The organism is Streptomyces sp. NPDC004721 (genome assembly GCF_053601495.1).
Window position 1 is genome coordinate 128,562 of the sequence record NZ_JBSGBZ010000008.1, and the last position, 17,272, is coordinate 145,833.

The following is a 17,272-nucleotide window of genomic DNA, read 5'->3' on the forward strand; positions in this document are numbered from 1 at the left end:
CCGGCACCGGAAAGGACAGACCGTGCCGCTTGCAGCCACCGGCGAGCTGGTCGCCCGCGCCACCGCCGCGCGTTCCGCCGTCGTCGCCTTCAACATCATCACGCTGGAACACCTCGAGGCCGTCGTCGCCGGGGCCGAGGCGGCCGGCGCGCCCGTGGTCCTCCAGGTCAGCGAGAACGCCGTCATGTTCCGCTACGGACGGCTGCTGCCACTCGCCCGCGCCGCCGCCGCGGCGGCCGAACGCGCCACCGTCCCCGTCTCGTTGCACCTCGACCACGTGCAGAGCGACGACCTGCTGCGCCAGGCGGCCGACGCCGGCTTCAGCTCCGTCATGTACGACGCCTCCCGGCTGCCGTACGCGCAGAACCTCGCCGCGACCAGCGCGGCCGCGGCCTGGGCACACGCCCAAGGGCTATGGATCGAGGCCGAGTTGGGCGAGGTCGGCGGCAAGAACGGTGCGCAGCCGCTGGACGCCCACGCCCCCGGTGCGCGCACCGACCCAGCCGAGGCCCACGCGTTCGTCACCGGCTCCGGGGTGGACGCCCTGGCCGTGGCCGTCGGCAGCACCCACGCCATGACCGAGCGCACCGCCGCCCTCGACCACGACCTCATCAAGCGACTCGCCGGAGCGCTGGACGTGCCGCTCGTCCTGCACGGCTCCTCCGGCGTCCCCGACGGCGAACTGGGCGCCGCCGTCACCGGGGGCATCGCCAAGGTCAACGTCGGCACCGCCCTCAATATCGCGATGACCGCCGCGATCCGCGACTTCCTCGCCGCGCACCCGGAGGCGGTCGACTCCCGCAAGTACCTCAGCGTGGGCCGCGAGGCGATGGTGGGGGAGGTGGAGCGGCTCATCGGCGTGATCGGCTCACGCCGTACGGCACCTACCTCTTGACGGCCCGCAGCACCACGAACTTCGGGTCGCTCGCGACGAGCCGGCTGTTGCCGAACAGCCGGCGCAGCTTGACGTGGTAGCCGAGGTGCCGGTTGCCGATCACCCACAGCTCGCCGCCGGGGCGCAGCGCGCGCCGCGCCCCGGTGAACATCCGCCAGGCCGTCGCGTCCGTGGTTGCCTGGTGCGAGTGGAAGGGCGGGTTGTTCAGCACCAGGTCCACGCTGCCGGCCGGCACCCCGGCCAGCGCGTCGCCGACCCGGAACTCGGCCTGCCCCGGCACGCCGTTCGCCTTGTACGTCCCTTCCGCGGAGGCCACGGCCTGGAACGACTCGTCCGTGAACAGCACCTCGGCGCCGGGGTTCGCCAGCGCCAGCGCCGTACCGACGACGCCGTTGCCGCAGCCCAGGTCCACCACCCGGCGGCCGGCGCCGTCGGGCAGGTGCCGCAGGAAGAAGCGGGTGCCGATGTCGAGCCGGTCGGCGCAGAAGACGCCCGCGTGGTTGACGACGGTCCGCCCGGAGGCGGCGCCGATGCCGTCGGGCAGCGTGTAGGTGTGCGGCCACGGGTTCGCGGGCCGCTCCAGGGAGGGGTCCGGCGTACAGAGGATCAGGCGGGCCTTGCGCCGCGCGAGCGAGGTCCGGGTGGGGCCGAGGATCCGCTCGAACAGCGTCAGCGTGGAGGTGTGGATCTCCTTCACCATCCCGGTGCCGACGACGACCGTGCCCTCGTGCACCGCGGGCGCCAGGCGCAGCAACTGGTCCTCCAGCAGCGCCAGGCTCTTGGGCACCCGCACCAGCAGCACGTCGATCCGGCCGGGCGGGGGATCCTGCGTGGTCAGCAGGCGCACCGCGCCGGGCTCCGCGCCGCACCGGTCGAGGTTCGCGCGGGTCGCCTCCTGCGTGAGGAAGGAGTCGGTGATCTGCGTCGGCCGGTGCATGGCCAGCGCTGTGACCAGGGCGCCCCAGCGGTCGCCGACGACCACGACGGTCCTGGACAGATCGGTCCCCTGCTCGTCGAGGTGCCCCAGCAGGTACTCGTCGGCGGCGTCCCAGGCCCGCAGCCGGTCATGCGGGTCCTGCGGGAACCGGGCGAGCTCCAGCTCGCCCCAAGGTGTGGTCATACGGTCGTTCATGGCCCGTCAAGGCTAGCGGAGCCGCAGCTCACCCCGTGTCCGGCAGGATGGGAAGCATGGACGCCGAGCTGTTCCCGCGCGACCGCAGGCAGATCGCGCCGGGCGCCGTGCACCTGCCGGACTGGCTGGATCCCGCCCGGCAGCGCGCGCTGCTCGCCGCCTGCCGGGAGTGGGCCCGTCCGCCGGCGGGCCTGCGCACGGTGCGCACACCCGGCGGCGGCACGATGACCGCCCGGCAGGTCTGCCTGGGCCGGCACTGGTATCCGTACGGCTACGCCGGCACCGTCGTCGACGGCGACGGCGCCCCGGTGAAGCCGTTCCCCGCGTGGCTGGACGAGCTGGCCCGCGACGCGGTGACCGACGCGCTGGGCCCCCGCGCGGCCGGCCCGGCGCCGTACGACATCGCCCTGATCAACTTCTACGACGCCGAGGCGCACATGGGCTTGCACCGCGACAGCGACGAGGACTCCGGCGCGCCGGTGGTGTCGCTGAGCCTCGGCGACACGTGCGTGTTCCGCTTCGGCAACACCGAGACCCGCACCCGGCCCTGGACCGACGTCGAACTGCGCAGTGGAGACCTGTTCGTGTTCGGCGGGCCGTCCCGCCTCGCGTACCACGGGGTGCCGCGTGTCCATCCGGGCACGGCACCAGCCGAGTTGGGGCTGACCGGACGGCTGAACATCACCCTCAGGGTGAGCGGCTTCTAGCCCGGCCCGCCGGACGAGTCGCCGGTCACCGGATGTGCGGATCATGGGAGACTCGCCCCCATGAGCGGCAAGGCGGACCCCCGGACGGCGGGGGAAGGGAGCACCTCCAGGACACGGCTGGACCGGGGGCGCGGCGCGCTCGGGCCCGCGTTGGAACTCGTGCACACCGGGCGCGCCCCGACCCGCGCGGTCCTCACCGCCGAGCTGGGGGTGACCCGGGCGACGGCCGGCGCGGTGGCCGCCGAACTGGAGGCGCTGGGCCTGATCCGCGTGGACGCCCGGCCCGGCGCGGCGGCCGGTTCCCAGGGACGCCCCTCGCACCGCCTGGCGGTCGCCGAGGACGGGCCCGTCGCCCTCGCCGCGCAGGTGCACGCCGACGGATTCCGCGCCGCCCTGGTCGGCCTCGGCGGCCGGATCGTGGCGACCGCGCCCGGCTGCGGGACCGTCGACGCCGACCCGGCCAAAGTGCTCGGCTCCGTCGTCGAGGCCGGCGCGGAGCTGCTGCGCACGACCGGCCGGCGCTGCGTCGGCGCCGGACTCGCCGTGCCGTCCGCGGTCGCCGAGCCGGAGGGCCTCGCCCTCAACCCGCTCCATCTGGCCTGGCCCGCCGGAGCGCCGGTGCGGCGCATCTTCGCGCAGTGCGTGCGCGCGGCCGGGATCACCGGACCGGCCTTCGCCGCCAACGACGTCAACCTCGCCGCGCTCGCCGAGCACCGGCACGGCGCCGGCCGCGGCGCCCGCGACCTGCTGTGCGTGGCGACCGGGCACCGGGGCGTGGGTGGCGCGCTGGTCCTGGACGGGCGGCTGCACACAGGCAGTTCGGGCCTGGCGCTGGAGGTCGGCCACCTCACCGTCAATCCCGAGGGCCGTTCCTGCCACTGCGGCAGCCGCGGCTGCCTGGACGTCGAGACGGACCCGCTGGCGTTCCTCACCGCCGCGGGCCGCGAACCGGGCCCCGAGGTGTCCCTGCTGCGACAGGCCGAGGACCTGATCCGCGACCAGTACGACGACCCGGCCGTCCGCGGGGCCGTCGAAGCCCTCGTCGACCGCCTGGGTCTGGGCCTGGCCGGCCTGGTGAACATCCTCAACCCGGACCGGATCATCCTCGGCGGACTGCACCGCACCCTGCTCGACGCCGCCCCCGACCGCCTGCGCGCCGTCGTCGCCGACCGCAGCCTGTGGGGCCGGAGCGGCGTCGTCCCGATCCTCTCCTGCACCCTCGACCACAACAGCCTGGTCGGCGCGGCCGAACTGGCCTGGCAGCCGGTCCTGGACGACCCGCTGGCAGCCCTGACCTGACCAGGCCCCGGCGCCCCCGGTACTTCCCGCGCGGTAGGCCGCGTCTCCCCGCCCGCCGGACCGCGGCCCGCGCCGGATCCGCCCGGCGAGCCGAGGCAGGCCGCACGGAGCAGCCGCGGCACGCTCCCGTACTCCCCGGGAGGTAGCCGCACTGCCGCTGGCCGTACGACGACCCGGAGCCCCTCCCCGAGCCACTGTCGATGCAGCACCGGAGAACTCTCCGCAGCCTCTCGGCAGACCCCTCAAGGGAGATGAACCAAGATGCAGACCCTGGCGAACTGGGACGGCGGCCCCGGGCCGTGGATCCTCTTCTTCCCGCTGTTCTGGGCGGCCGTCGTCGTCGGCGCCGTCACCCTCCTGCGCCGTACCGCCCGGCGCGGCCGCGGCGCACCCTGGCGCGGCATGGACACCGGGCCCTGGCGCGGCCCGGACGGGCGCCCCGCCGCCGACTCGCCGCTCGCCGTCCTCGGCCGCCGCTTCGCCTCCGGCGAGATCGACGAGGACGAGTACTGGCGCCGGCTGTCGGTACTGGAGGAGCAGTTCGGCCGCACCGGCGGTGCCCAGTGACCACCACGCCCGCCTCCGGCACCTCTTCCACCACACCCACCACATCCGCCACCAGGACGGCCGCGCGGGTCGTCGACGCCGTGAAGGTCCACGGCGCCGGCGACACCGCCGTACGGGCCCTGGACGGCGTGAGCGTCGGCTTCCCGGCCGGGCGCTTCACGGCGATCATGGGCCCCTCGGGCTCCGGCAAGTCCACCCTGATGCACTGCGCGGCCGGGCTCGACACGCTCACCTCCGGCAGCGCGTACATCGGCGACACCGAACTGGGTGGCCTCGACGACCGCCGGCTGACCCTGCTGCGCCGTGACCGCGTCGGCTTCGTCTTCCAGGCGTTCAACCTGGTGCCCACCCTGACCGTCGCCGAGAACATCACGCTGCCCCTCGACCTGGCGGGCCGCCGGGGCGACCCCGAGTGGATCGACGCGCTCGTCGAGATCGTCGGCCTGCGCGACCGCCTGCATCACCGGCCCTCCGAACTCTCCGGCGGACAGCAGCAACGCGTCGCGGTGGCCCGTGCGTTCGCCGCCCGCCCGGACGTCGTCTTCGCCGACGAGCCCACCGGCAACCTCGACTCCCGCTCCGGCCAGGAGGTGCTCGGCCTCCTCGGCCGCGCGGTGCGGCAGACGGGCCGCACGGTCGTCATGGTCACCCACGACCCGGTCGCCGCCGCCCACGCCGACGAGGTGCTCTTCCTCGCCGACGGACGCCTCGTCGACCGTATGGAGTCCCCGACCGCCGACCGGGTCCTGGACCGGATGAAGGCCTTCGAGGTGCGGACATGAACGCCTCCGTGCGCCTGAGCCTCTCCTCCCTGCGCGCCCACCGACGGCGCTTCGCCGGCACCTTCCTCGCCGTGTTCCTCGGCGTCGCCTTCCTGGCCGGAACCCTGGTCATGGGCGACACCCTGCGCGCCAGTTTCGACTCCATGTTCGGCAAGGCGACCGACGGCACGGACGCCGTCGTCCGCAGCGCCGACGTCATCACCGCGGCCGGCGCGGGCCAGGGCGTACGCCGGCCGGTGGACACCGCGCTGGTGAGGACCGTCGAGCGGCTCCCCGGTGTCGCTGCCGCCGCCCCGGACATCCAGGGCGCGGGCCAACTCCTGGGCCGCGACGGCGAACCCATCGGCGGCCAGGGCCCGCCCACCCTCGCCGGCAACTGGATCAGCGACCCGACGCTCAACCCGTACCGGCTCGCCGAGGGGCGCGCCCCCGCGAAGCCCGGCGAGGCCGTCGTCAACCGCGGCGCCGCGAAGAAGGGCGGCCTGCGGATCGGCGACACCACGACGCTGCGCACCCCCGACCCCGTCAAGGTGACGATCGTGGGACTGGCGACCTTCGGCGGCGAGGACGGCATGGCGCAGGTGACCTTCACCGGGCTGACCCAGGCCGACGCCGAGAAGTACCTGACCGCCCGGCCCGGAGAGGCGGCGAGCATCGGGGTGCGGGCCGGGCCCGGGGTGAGCCAGGCCGAGCTGGTGCGGCGGCTGACGCCCGTGCTGCCCAAGGGCGTCGAGGCGATCACCGGCCAGGAGGCCGCGCGGGAGAACACCGACATGGTCTCCAGCCAGTTCCTGACCGTCTTCACCACGTTCCTGCTGGTGTTCTCGGGCGTCGCGCTGCTGGTGGCGACCTTCTCCATCCACAACACGTTCGCGATCGTCGTCGCCCAGCGCACCCGCGAGAACGCGCTGCTGCGCGCGCTGGGCGCCTCCCGCCGCCAGGTCACCGCCGCCACCCTCGTGGAGGCGAGCGCCGTCGCGCTGACCGCGTCCGCCGCCGGGCTGGCGGGCGGCATCGGCATCGCTGCCGGGCTCCAGGCGCTGTTCCCGGCGATCGGATTCCCCTTTCCGGAGGGCAGCCTGGTCGTCCGGCCGCTGTCGATGGCACTGCCGCTGGTGGTCGGTGTCGTGGTCTGCCTCGGCTCCGCGCTGACGCCCGCCGTACGGGCCGGCCGCACCGCACCCATGGCCGCGCTCCGCGAGACGGCCGTCGACACCTCCGGCGCCTCCCGCCCGCGCGCCGCGGCGGGAGCGGTCCTCGCCGCGACGGCCGTCGTGGTGACCCTCGCCGGTGTCCTGGTCTCCCCGTCCGTATGGGCGGCCGGAGTCGGCGCCGTCCTCGCCCTGGCCGCCTTCGTGGTGCTCGGCCCGGTCGCCTCCGCCACCGCCGTCCGCCTGCTCGGCGGCCCCCTCGGCCGGCTGCGCGGCATCACCGGCCATCTGGCCCGGCGCAACGCGCTGCGCAGCCCGAAGCGCACCGCGGCCACCGCGAGCGCGCTGATGATCGGGGTCGCCGTGGTGTCGCTGTTCACGGTCTTCGGCGCCTCGCTCAAGGCCACCATGGACCAGACCGTCTCCCGGTCCTTCGCCGGCGATCTCGCCGTGAGCACCCCCTCCTTCGGGGCCGGCGGCAGCGGTCTGAGCCCCCGGCTGGCCGGGGCGATCCAGCGGCTGCCCGAGGTGGACACGGCCGTCGGACTCGGCCGGGGCGTCGCCGAGGTCGACGGCGAGGGGAGGGCCCTGACCGTCACCGACCCGGTCGCGCTCGCCCGCACCTTCGACCTCGGAACCGTGGACGGCTCCCTGAACGGCCTGGGCACCGACGGCATCGCCGTCACCCGCGACGAGGCGGACCGGCGGGGCCTGACGACGGGGGACCGGGCACGGCTCACCTTCACCGACGGCACCGCGCGGACCTTCACCGTCCGCGCGGTCTACGGCCGGTCCGAACTCGCCGGCGACTACGTCGTCAGCCGCTCCGCCTGGGCCCCGCACCGCACCCAGGACTCCGACAGGCTCGTCGCCGTCTCCCTCCGGCCCGGCGTGAGCGCGGAGGCGGGCAAGGCAGCCGTCGAACGGGTCGCCGCCCGGTACGGCGACCCGCAGGTGCAGACCCGAGACGAGTACGCGCAGTCCTCGGCGGCCGGGATCGACATGATGCTGACGCTGGTCTACGCGCTGCTCGCCCTCGCGGTGTTCATCGCGCTCCTCGGCATCGCCAACACCCTCACCCTGGCGATCCACGAGCGGACCCGCGAACTCGGTCTGCTCAGGGCCGTCGGCCAGACCCGGTCCCAGCTGCGGGCCATGGTCCGCTGGGAATCGGTCCTGGTCGCCGCGTTCGGCACGGCGGGCGGGCTCGCCCTGGGCGCCTTCCTCGGCTGGGTGCTGGTGAAGGCGTCCGACGGCGAGAGCGGGACCGCGTTCGCCTTCGCGGTACCGCCGGGGCAACTGCTCGTGGTGGCACTGGTGGGAATCGGGGCGGGCGGGCTCGCGGGGCTGCGCCCGGCCCGGCGCGCCGCCCGGCTGGACGTGCTGCGGGCCATCGCCACCGAGTGAGCACCGGGCCGGGGTCTCACCGCGACTCCGGCCCGGCGGTCACTGCGACCCCGGCCTGCGACTCCGGGCCCGGCGGTCTCCCCGGGACTCCGGCACAACACCGGGCGGTGACCGGGCCGCAACCCGGTCACCGCCCACGGCCCGTCACCGCCCTGGGCCTGTACGGCCCACGTCCCGTCACTGGAAACCTCCGAGGACGCCCCCGGCTTCAGCCGGGGGATGAGTCGGACTCCTGCGGAGCAGGGCAGGGAACGGGGTTTCGCCCAAAAGGCGAAAGACCGCCCAGATGGTTGGGTAGGCTGAGGGCCGTGCGTCGCGAGAGCCAAGCACGCGCAACTCCTTTGTCTTGATGGGCAACCGGGCAGGTTCCGTCCCGGCTGGTGCTGAGAGCGTCAGACTCGTCCGCTTGCTGAGCGAATGAGCTGCTTGAGCCAGGAATCCCCCTGCTTCGGCTGGGGGAGGGTTCAATGCTCTGGGTTTGTATGGCCTACGGCCCATGGCCTGTCACCGCCCTGGGCCGTACGGCCTGCGGCCCGTCACGGTCCACGCCCCGTCACCACCCCGGCCGCCACCCCGTCAACCGACCTTGGCCGACGCGGTCAGCCGACCTTGGCCGACGCGGTCAGCCGACCACGGCGGACCCGGCCGGAGCGTGCACCGGCCGGACGGGCCGGACGCCGTCGAGCGCGGAGGCGGCCTCGGCCAAGCGGCGCGCGGACTGCTCCGCGGTCACGAGCGTCGGCACCCGGGCCGGCACCGCGACCGAGGGGGCGGCGGTCGGCAGGGTGAACCAGACGACCTTGCCCTGCTCGCCGTCCGGCCGCGCGCCCCAGCTCTCGCTCATCGCGGCCACCATCGCCAGCCCCCGCCCTTCGGTGGCGAGCGGCGCGATGTCACCCATCTTCTCCACCACGGGGAGCCGAGGGTCGTGGTCGCGCACGGAGACCGTGAGCCGCTCGAGCAGCAGTTCGAGCTCCACGGTGCACAACTTGTCGGGTCGGGCGTGCTGGTGGACGTTGGTCAACAGCTCCGTCACACCGAGCGCGGCCCGGTCTATCAGAGGGTCCAGATGCCAGTAGCGCAAGTGCGCCGATACGATTCTGCGGACTTGGCCGATCCGCGACGGCAGGGCTTGGAGCTCCACCGTGCAGTGCCTGCTTGGGTGACTGATCACGGCTGCGACTCCCCGACGTTGAGGTCCGGAAGAACACGACGTTTCGGATGCAGCAGGACGCCCGCGTGACATTGCCGCCTGCTGTCTGGCCGGCGGGCTGGTTCGCAGCGTTATCGCCGGTAAACCCTGAGTGACGTGAGACAAGCGTGGCCCACGGGGTGGGGTCACGCAACTCGCCTCGCTCAGCCGCCGCGGCGAGCCGCCCGACGGACGGCCTCGACGAACCGGCGGGCCGCGGGCGGCCCCGGCTCGCCCGGTGCGGGGTCGTGGTCGCCCAGGGTCAGCAGGTACCTCTGCCCGTCCAGGTCGGCCAGCGCCCGGTCGTCGGGGGCGTACCAGGGCTGGGACGCGCGCACCGACCGCACCGGCGCGCTGTCGATCTCACTGCCGTTGCTGGTCAGCAGCTCCAGCCTGCCGTCGCGGATCCGGACCCGTCCGGCCCGGGTGAGTGAGCGCAACCGCTTGTCGATGCGTACGCCCGTGGCCGTGAACTCCGGTTCGGCCATCTCCCGCCCCTTCGTGCGTGTCGCCGGCTCCCGCTCCGCCTGGTCCACGAGCCGGCCCGGCTCGTTCGCGATCCCGTGTGTCACGGCGGGCGCTTCGTCCCGCCGCGGTGCAGTCTGCACGCCTTCGGCACGGAGCACCAGTGCGCGGGGAGCGCTCGCGGGTGGCGCCCGGAGCACTCGCGCGAATGCGCCCCCACCCGTGCGCCCCCTCGGCGCGGATCGGCTCCGGCGAGGTGTGATCCCAAGCATCTCCTTGAGCCGCTCAAAGATGCGTTTATGCAGGTGAGAAGCGTGTTGAAGGTGTCTATCATCGAGCGTGTCCGGCCGCGCGGGACGCCGCCGGCGCACAGCGTAAGGAGCCCCGCCGTGAGCACCACCGAGCAGCGCCGGACCGGCGACACCCTCGACGTCGACCGCAGCGACAGCGGATACCGGGACTGGCTGAAAGAAGCCGTCCGCAAGGTGCAGGCCGACGCCAACCGCTCGGCCGACACCCATCTGCTGCGCTTCCCGCTGCCCGAGGAGTGGGGCATCGACCTGTACCTGAAGGACGAGTCGACGCATCCGACCGGCAGCCTCAAGCACCGGCTGGCGCGGTCGCTGTTCCTGTACGGGCTGTGCAACGGCTGGATCCGCCCGGGCCGCCCGGTCATCGAGGCCTCCAGCGGCTCGACGGCCGTCTCCGAGGCGTACTTCGCGAAGCTGATCGGCGTGCCCTTCATCGCGGTCATGCCGCGCACGACCAGCGCCGAGAAGTGCCGCCTGATCGAGTTCCACGGCGGGCGGTGCCACTTCGTGGACGACCCGCGCACGATGTACGAGGCCTCCGCCGCCCTCGCGGCCGAGACCGGGGGCCACTACATGGACCAGTTCACCTACGCCGAGCGGGCCACGGACTGGCGCGGTAACAACAACATCGCCGAATCCATCTTCCGGCAGCTGGAGTTGGAGCGCTTTCCGGAGCCGGCGTGGATCGTCGCCACCGCGGGCACCGGCGGCACCTCCGCGACCATCGCGCGCTACGTCCACTACATGCAGTACGACACCCGCGTCTGCGTCGCCGACCCCGACAACTCGTGCTTCTTCGAGGGCTGGACCACCGGCGATCCGGACGTCACCTGCGACCGCGGCTCGCGCATCGAGGGCATCGGGCGGCCGCGCATGGAACCGAGCTTCGTGCCCGGGGTCATCGACCGCATGATGAAGGTGCCGGACGCCGCCGCCGTGGCCGCCGTACGCGCCCTGGAGCGGGCCATCGGCCGCAAGGCGGGCGGCTCCACCGGAACGGGCCTGTGGAGCGCCCTGAAGATCGTCGCCGAAATGCTGGCGGAGGGCCGCCAGGGCAGCGTCGTGACCCTGCTGTGCGACCCGGGCGACCGCTACCTCGACAAGTACTACTCCGATGCCTGGCTGACCGAACAGGGCCTCGACAGCACCCCGTACGCGCAGGCACTGGAGACGTTCCTGACGACCGGGGAGTGGCCGGCCTGAGAGGGCCCGTACGGCCCGACGGCCCGGATCCTCGGACCGGCCGGCCCCGGAGGGGGAGCGGAAGGGGCGCGGGCGGTCGGCCGGGTACGGCCGGCCCTCGCCGGCGTTCCCTCAGATGTCCGTCTCGTCCTCGGGCTCGCCCGCAACCACCAGCCGCAGGTGCTCCGAGATCTCGGCGCGTGCCTCCGCGGGCAGCCCCGCGTCCGTCACCAGCGTGTCGATCCGGTCCAGCGCGGCGAAGGAACTCAGGCCCACCACACCCCACTTGGTGTGGTCGGCGACCACCACCACCCGGCGCGCCGACTGGACCAGCCGCCGGTTGGTCTCGGCCTCCGCCAGGTTCGGCGTGGACAGGCCCGCCTCGGCCGATATCCCGTGCACACCCAGGAACAGCACGTCGAAGTGGAGCGAGGCGATCGCCTGGTCGGCCACCGGACCCACCAGCGAGTCGGACGGCGTGCGCACCCCGCCGGTCAGCACGACCGTCGCCGCGCCCTGCCGCTGACCGGAGGTGCGCTGCGCCGAGTGGAAGACGTCGGCGACCCGGACCGAGTTGGTCACCACCGTCAGATCGGGCACGTCGAGCAGGTGCTGGGCCAGCGCGTACGTCGTCGTACCGCCCGAGAGGGCGATCGCCGTGCCCGGCGAGACCAGCCGGGCCGCCGCCCGCGCGATGTCCTCCTTGGCGGTCAGCTCCAGACCCGACTTGGCCTCGAAGCCCGGCTCGTGCGTACTGGCCTCCACCACGGGAACCGCGCCGCCGTGCACCTTCTCCAGCACGCCCTGCCGGGCCAGCGCGTCCAGATCGCGGCGCACCGTCATGTCCGACACGCCGAGCTTCCGGGTCAGCTCGTTCACCCGGACACCGCCGCGGCGCCGGACCTCGTCCAGGATCAGGGCGCGCCGCTGCTCCGCGAGGAGGTTCTGATTCTCACTCACGTGCGCTCCGGTTCCTTTCGCCTCAAGCCGTCCGACCCGCCCCGCGCATCCGCCGGCGACGAGAAGGTCCGTCATGTCCTCCGGTGCGCGGACCACCCATCCTTTCACGCGGTGGTTTCCACCGCGCCATCGCCCGACCGACGCGCGCATGACATCGTTGCCCTCCCCATAAACGCCTCTCGTCACCCGGATCGGGGAGATTCGGTGACGAGGGGTGTGCCGCGTGCCACGGGAGGCGATCCTGGTTTCCGCACGGACACAGACCGATGGACGCGTCACGGGGGAAGTGCGAACAGTGGAACGTGCGCAGCGGCAACCGGAGACCGCCGGGGCTGACGGCCCCACCGCACCCGACGAGCCGACCGGATGCACCCTGGAGCTCCTGGTCCACGGCGTCGGCGGCACCACGCCCGAGAAGATGCTGGACGCCCCGCGCACGGTGCGGATCACCGGCGACGACACCGCGGCCGTCTTCCGGCGCGCGGAGGACGTCGACGCCGAGAACCGTCCGGACGAGGAGCGTGAACACCGTGGCACGCCGGTGCCCGAGGCGTACGTCTGGTGCAACCTCACCTCCGGCAACGGCGCCCGCGCCCTGTGGCTGTTGCTGCTGCCGTTCATGGTCGTCAACCTCGCCCACTGGATGCGCCCCGGCGCCCCCGGCCGCCCGCGCGCCGTAAGCCTGTACGGACTGCTGGTGCGGCTGGCGGGCCTGACCCTGACGGTGCTGCTCGTCGCCGCCGCCTGCGAGGTCGCCCTCGACCTCACGGCCTGGCAGTGCGCGGGCACGCACGCGTGTGCCGCACGGCACTCCTGGCTGGGCTTCCTGTCGCCCGCGGCCGGCGGCTGGTGGAGCGCGCCCGGCCGCCGGCTCGCCCTGGCCGCCCTGGTGCCCGCCGCGCTCACCGGGCTGCTGTGGTACCTGGCGCACCGCACCTGGAGCGCCTACGAGTCCCAGCAGCCGATCTCCCGCGACCCGGAGCCCGAGGACGACTCAGGCAACGGATCCCTGAGCCGTCCCGGCTTCTGGTACGGGCGCCGACTGGTGGCCCGGCTGCGCGCCGCGCACACCGCCGCGGGCCTGCTGACGGTCGCCGCGACGATCGCCGTGCCCACGGCGGCCCTCGACCGCGGCCCCGGCGGCGCCCAGACCCTCGACGCGGCGGGCCGGCTCATGCTCACCGCCCTGCTCGTCTGGTCCACCGCCGTCGTCTGGGTCGTCTGCCGCCGGGGCCGCACCGAGCACCTGCTCGACCGTCAGCTGGACCGCCACGTCGTCCGGCGGCTGCCGCTCGGCGCCCTCCTGCTGCTCCTGCTCACCGCCGTGTACGCCGGATGGTCGCGCCCGGGCTGGCAGTCCACCGGCCGGCTGGCGGGCGACACCGCCTTCGGCGGCATCGCGCTGGGCCAGGGCCTCCTGGTCGTCGCCCTCGCCGCCGTCGCCCACGTGCTGTACCGCACCCGACCCGACCCGCGGGCCGCGCTGCGAGGCCTGGGCGGACCCGCGGTCGCGATGCTGGCCTGCGCGCTCGGCGGCGTGATGTCCGGCGGGGTCTGCCAGCGCGTGGCCGACTGGCTGGACGGCACCGGCGCCTCGATCCCGGGCCCGCCGGTCCTGCTCACCTGGCAGGCCTCCGTCATCCCGCCACTGCTCGTCGTGCTGCTGGCGCTCTGTGCCCGGCTGGCCCGGCGCGCCAGGCGGCTGGCCCGCGCCGAATGCCCCGCGGTGGAACGCGACCACCCCGGCGAGCCGGCCGACCCCGAGCGCACCCGCCGGATCGCCCGCACCCGGGCGATGGCCACCCTCACCGACGACGGACCGCTCCTGGTCGGCGCCACCTCCGCCATCACCCTCCTCCTGGGCGCCGGCGCCCTCGTCGGCGCCCTCGGCACCGACCGGACACCGGCCGGGGCCGCAGCGGGAACCCACCCCGTCCTGCACGGCGCGGCCCAGACCGCGCAGGCACTGGGCTCCTGGCTCATCGGACTGGGCTTCATACTCTTCGTCACCTGGGGACGGCGCGCCTACAAGGACGCCTCCGCCCGGCGCACCATCGGCATCCTGTGGGACGTCGGCACCTTCTGGCCGCGCGCAGCCCACCCCTTCGCCCCGCCCTGCTACGCCGAACGCGCCGTGCCCGACCTCACCTGGCGGATGGCGACCTGGACCCGGGCGACCGGCGGACGGCTGGTGCTGTCCGGGCACTCCCAGGGCAGTGTGCTGGCCGCCGCCGCGGCCTGGCAGCTCACCCCGCCGGTCCGCAAGCGCGTCGCCCTGCTCACCTACGGATCCCCGCTGGAACGGCTCTACGGACGCTGGTTCCCGGCCCACTTCGGCCCGGCCGCCCTCGGCGCCCTGCACCGGGACGTGGACTGCTGGCGCAACCTGTACCGGCTCACCGACCCCATCGGCGGCCCGGTCCGGCTGCCCGGCGACTGCGGCCCCGAGGTGGACCGCGCCCCGCTCAAGGACCCGCTCGCCTACGGCCGCACCGCACGGCATCCGCTGCCCGCCCCGGTCCTGGGCCACTCCGACTACCAGGCGGACCCGGCCTTCGACGAGGAACGCCGCCGGCTGCTGGCCCGGCTGCGCCCGGACCTGCCGGGGCCCCGCCACGGGCAGCACGACGTCCCGGTCGGAGAAGCGGACACCGGTCCGGAGCCGCCGGGCGGGCCCGGCTCTCAGGGCAGCGCGGGCAAGTCCTCAGCGTAGAGCAGCGTGAGATCGTCCGTGCTCGGTTCGGCGAGCTGGGCGACCCGGCCGGCGTGCCGCTCCACCATGGCCTCGAAGGTCTGCCGCGCTGTGCGGCCGTTGCCGAACGCGGGGCCCTTGGGGACCGCGGTGAAGTACGCCAGCAGGGCCTCGGCCGTGTCCGGAGCCAACCGGTACTCGTGCTCCTCGGCCTGCTGCTCCACGATCCGCAGCAGTTCGTCGGGGCCGTAGTCGCTGAAGGTGATGGTGCGGGAGAAGCGCGAGGCCACACCCGGGTTGACGGACAGGAAGCGCTTCATCTCGGCCGTGTAGCCGGCGACGATCACCACGACCGCGTCCCGCTGGTCCTCCATCAGCTTCACCAGCGTGTCGATGGCCTCCTTACCGAAGTCGCGCCCGGAGTCCTCCGGGGAGAGCGCGTACGCCTCGTCGATGAACAGCACTCCGCCGCGGGCCCGTTCGAAGGCCTCCTGGGTGCGGATCGCGGTGGATCCGATGTGCTCGCCGACCAGGTCCACGCGGGACACCTCCACGAGGTGGCCCTTCTCCAGGACACCGAGGGAGGCCAGGATCTCGCCGTACAGGCGGGCGACCGTGGTCTTGCCGGTGCCGGGGGAGCCGGTGAAGACCAGATGCCGCTTGACCGAGGCGGCCTTCAGCCCGGCCTGCTGACGGCGCCGACCCACCTCGATCATGTCGGTCAGGGCGCGCACCTCCTGCTTGACGCTGTCCAGGCCGACCAGCGTGTCGAGTTCGCCGAGGACGTCCTTCGCGCTCCGTGCGGGCATTTCCGGCTCACCGGCGGTCACCAGCGGCTCCTGCTCGGTGGTGCGCTGCCCGGGGATCGCGCCCAGCAGGCCGGTGGACGGAGGCGCGGCCTGCACGGCCGTCTCCCGGGCCACGAGCGGGCGCACACCGCCACTCTCGTCGCTGGTGCAGTCCTCGACCACAGGGCCCGACCCGGCCCCGGCATCCGGCCCGCCGTCCGCGAACTCGTAACCCCCGCGCGCGCACCGCTCCGTACGACACTTCTTCAGCGTCGTACGGCAGCCGTCGATCACATGGAAGCCGTAGCCGCCACTGCCCGTCACCCGGCAGCCCAGGAAGCTGCCGCGGCCCTGGGCGGAGACGTAGAAGCCGGCCTCGGCGGGAGAGGTGACCGTGCACCGCTCGATGGTGGGGTCGGCGCCCTTGGTGACGATCACGCCGGTCTGGGTGTCGTCCACGGTGCAGTTGTTGAGCGTGCCGCCGCTGCCGTGGTCGCGGAACCAGGCGCCCGTGGCCGCGTCCTTGATGCGGCAGTCGTCGAGCTGCGCGGTGGCGCCGTCGCTCACCGACACCGCCGTGTTGCGCACCTGGGACAGATCGCTGTCGACGACGTCCGCGCGGGAGCCGCGATCCAGCACGAACAGCGCGTCGGGCACGTCGTGCACCCGGCAGGAGTCGAGCACCGCGGTGGCGCCGTCGCTGACCCACACCGCGGGGTAGTCGCCGGTGCTGTCGAAGATCTCGCACTGGTTGGCGTCCACGCGTGTGCCCGGATCCCACACCGACAGGCCGTTGCGCCCGAACTGACGCACCGTCGTCCGCGTCAGCGTCAGCACGGAGCGGGAGCGCAGGTCCACCGCGTTCTCCGGGATGTCGTGGATGCGGCAGTCGGCCAGCGTCAGCACGGCGTCGGTGTCGAGCGTGACACCGTCCGCGGCGGTGCGGTGCACATCGCAGTCGGTGAGGTGCGCGGTGGCCCGGCCGGTGATCTGGACGCCGCTGCCCCGGACCTCGTAGACCTCGCAACCCACTGCCTCCAGGGCGGAGTTGTGGCCCGTCGCCGTGAGGCCCGCGCCGGAGGTGTGGTGAATGCGGCAGTTCTCCAGCCGGGGGTGGGCGCCACCGCGGACCGCCACGCCCGACTGCCCGGCCGCGACGACCTCGCACTCCTCGAACACCCCACCGCCGCCGTCGAGTACGGCGATGCCGATACCGGCCGGGTTGTCGACCGTGCAGCGCCGCACGGAGGGCCGGGCGCCGCCGCGTACCTCGATGCCGGCCGCGGACCGGGTCACGATCCGCACGTCCTTGAGCTCCGGCGCGCCCTCCTCGACCAACAGGGCGGGCGCGGCGGCGTCCTGGCCCTCGACGTGCAGGTCCTGGACGACCGCGGAGGCACGCACGGTCAGGGGCACCCCCTCCGTGGGGGCGATGCGCACCGAGCCCGGGGCGCCCTCCGGGCCGCGCAGCGTCACCGCCCGCTGTACGACGAGGTTCTCCCGGTAGGTGCCCGGGGCGACGGTGAGCACGTCACCGTCGGCCGCGGCCTCCAGGGCGGCGGCGAGCGATGTGTACTCACCCGTGCGGCGCCGCCACCGCGATGTGCCGGTGTGCGTCACCTGGACCGTGCCCTGTGCCATGGCGCTGCTGTGCCCCCACCTCGTCGTACGCGGGTTGGTTGATGCCGAGTGCGTCGGCCGGTCCACCGTAGCGTGCGCGCGGAGGCTCGGTTGACCAGAGC

General features: G+C 74.0%; 13 protein-coding genes. 8 read left to right on the forward strand and 5 right to left on the reverse strand.

Features of this window, described 5'->3' with window-relative positions; genetic code table 11:
- Positions 1–22 precede the first annotated feature (22 nt).
- Positions 23–895 carry a ketose-bisphosphate aldolase gene (locus ACWEK3_RS09745; protein WP_453249416.1) on the forward strand — a complete coding sequence of 291 codons (873 nt, stop codon included), beginning with the start codon at positions 23–25 and terminating at the stop codon, positions 893–895.
- Here ACWEK3_RS09745 and ACWEK3_RS09750 read toward each other — a convergent pair.
- Positions 885–2,015, reverse strand: coding sequence for a methyltransferase (locus ACWEK3_RS09750; RefSeq protein WP_453249417.1), 1,131 nt, complete (start codon positions 2,013–2,015; stop codon positions 885–887). The genes ACWEK3_RS09745 and ACWEK3_RS09750 overlap by 11 nt on opposite strands.
- Before the next feature lie 68 nt (positions 2,016–2,083).
- Between ACWEK3_RS09750 and ACWEK3_RS09755 the strand changes: the two genes are divergently transcribed.
- The 5 genes from ACWEK3_RS09755 to ACWEK3_RS09775 all read left to right on the forward strand — a co-directional run bounded on the left by ACWEK3_RS09755 (position 2,084) and on the right by ACWEK3_RS09775 (position 7,940).
- Positions 2,084–2,734, forward strand: a complete 651-nt coding sequence (locus tag ACWEK3_RS09755) for an alpha-ketoglutarate-dependent dioxygenase AlkB family protein (protein WP_450538342.1) — start codon at positions 2,084–2,086, stop codon at positions 2,732–2,734.
- Positions 2,735–2,794: 60 nt separating this feature from the next.
- Entirely contained in the window at positions 2,795–4,033 is a 1,239-nt protein-coding gene (locus tag ACWEK3_RS09760) for an ROK family protein (RefSeq protein WP_450538340.1), read from the forward strand.
- Positions 4,034–4,294: 261 nt separating this feature from the next.
- Positions 4,295–4,600, forward strand: coding sequence for an SHOCT domain-containing protein (locus ACWEK3_RS09765; protein ID WP_390876227.1), 306 nt, complete (start codon positions 4,295–4,297; stop codon positions 4,598–4,600).
- Positions 4,597–5,382, forward strand: coding sequence for an ABC transporter ATP-binding protein (locus ACWEK3_RS09770; protein ID WP_450538336.1), 786 nt, complete (start codon positions 4,597–4,599; stop codon positions 5,380–5,382). The genes ACWEK3_RS09765 and ACWEK3_RS09770 overlap by 4 nt, the downstream gene beginning before the upstream one ends.
- On the forward strand, positions 5,379–7,940 hold the full coding sequence (locus ACWEK3_RS09775) for an ABC transporter permease (protein ID WP_453249418.1): 2,562 nt from the start codon (positions 5,379–5,381) through the stop codon (positions 7,938–7,940). Before ACWEK3_RS09770 ends, ACWEK3_RS09775 begins: the two co-directional genes overlap by 4 nt.
- A gap of 622 nt (positions 7,941–8,562) precedes the next feature.
- On the opposite strand, the gene ACWEK3_RS09780 is transcribed toward ACWEK3_RS09775, so the two are convergent.
- Together ACWEK3_RS09780 and ACWEK3_RS09785 are read right to left on the reverse strand one after the other, a co-directional pair.
- Positions 8,563–9,114: an ATP-binding protein gene (locus tag ACWEK3_RS09780; RefSeq protein WP_365424850.1), complete on the reverse strand. Its 552-nt coding sequence runs from the start codon at positions 9,112–9,114 to the stop codon at positions 8,563–8,565.
- Positions 9,115–9,296: 182 nt separating this feature from the next.
- Positions 9,297–9,620 (reverse strand): hypothetical protein, encoded by a 324-nt coding sequence (locus tag ACWEK3_RS09785; RefSeq protein WP_450538381.1) that lies wholly within the window; start codon positions 9,618–9,620, stop codon positions 9,297–9,299.
- Positions 9,621–9,986: 366 nt separating this feature from the next.
- On the opposite strand from ACWEK3_RS09785, the gene ACWEK3_RS09790 reads away from it, so the two are divergent.
- Positions 9,987–11,111, forward strand: a complete 1,125-nt coding sequence (locus ACWEK3_RS09790) for a PLP-dependent cysteine synthase family protein (RefSeq protein ID WP_450538332.1) — start codon at positions 9,987–9,989, stop codon at positions 11,109–11,111.
- Positions 11,112–11,222: 111 nt separating this feature from the next.
- Here the strand turns inward: ACWEK3_RS09790 and ACWEK3_RS09795 are convergent, their stop codons facing one another.
- Positions 11,223–12,050: a DeoR/GlpR family DNA-binding transcription regulator gene (locus ACWEK3_RS09795; RefSeq protein WP_390725942.1), complete on the reverse strand. Its 828-nt coding sequence runs from the start codon at positions 12,048–12,050 to the stop codon at positions 11,223–11,225.
- A 295-nt stretch (positions 12,051–12,345) separates the two neighbouring features.
- Here ACWEK3_RS09795 and ACWEK3_RS09800 point away from each other — a divergent pair, with 295 nt between their 5' ends.
- On the forward strand, positions 12,346–14,763 hold the full coding sequence (locus tag ACWEK3_RS09800) for a hypothetical protein (protein WP_453249419.1): 2,418 nt from the start codon (positions 12,346–12,348) through the stop codon (positions 14,761–14,763).
- On the opposite strand, the gene ACWEK3_RS09805 is transcribed toward ACWEK3_RS09800, so the two are convergent.
- Entirely contained in the window at positions 14,733–17,171 is a 2,439-nt protein-coding gene (locus ACWEK3_RS09805) for a right-handed parallel beta-helix repeat-containing protein (RefSeq protein WP_453249420.1), read from the reverse strand. The two genes, ACWEK3_RS09800 and ACWEK3_RS09805, sit on opposite strands and share 31 nt — an antisense overlap.
- Positions 17,172–17,272: the final 101 nt, after the last annotated feature.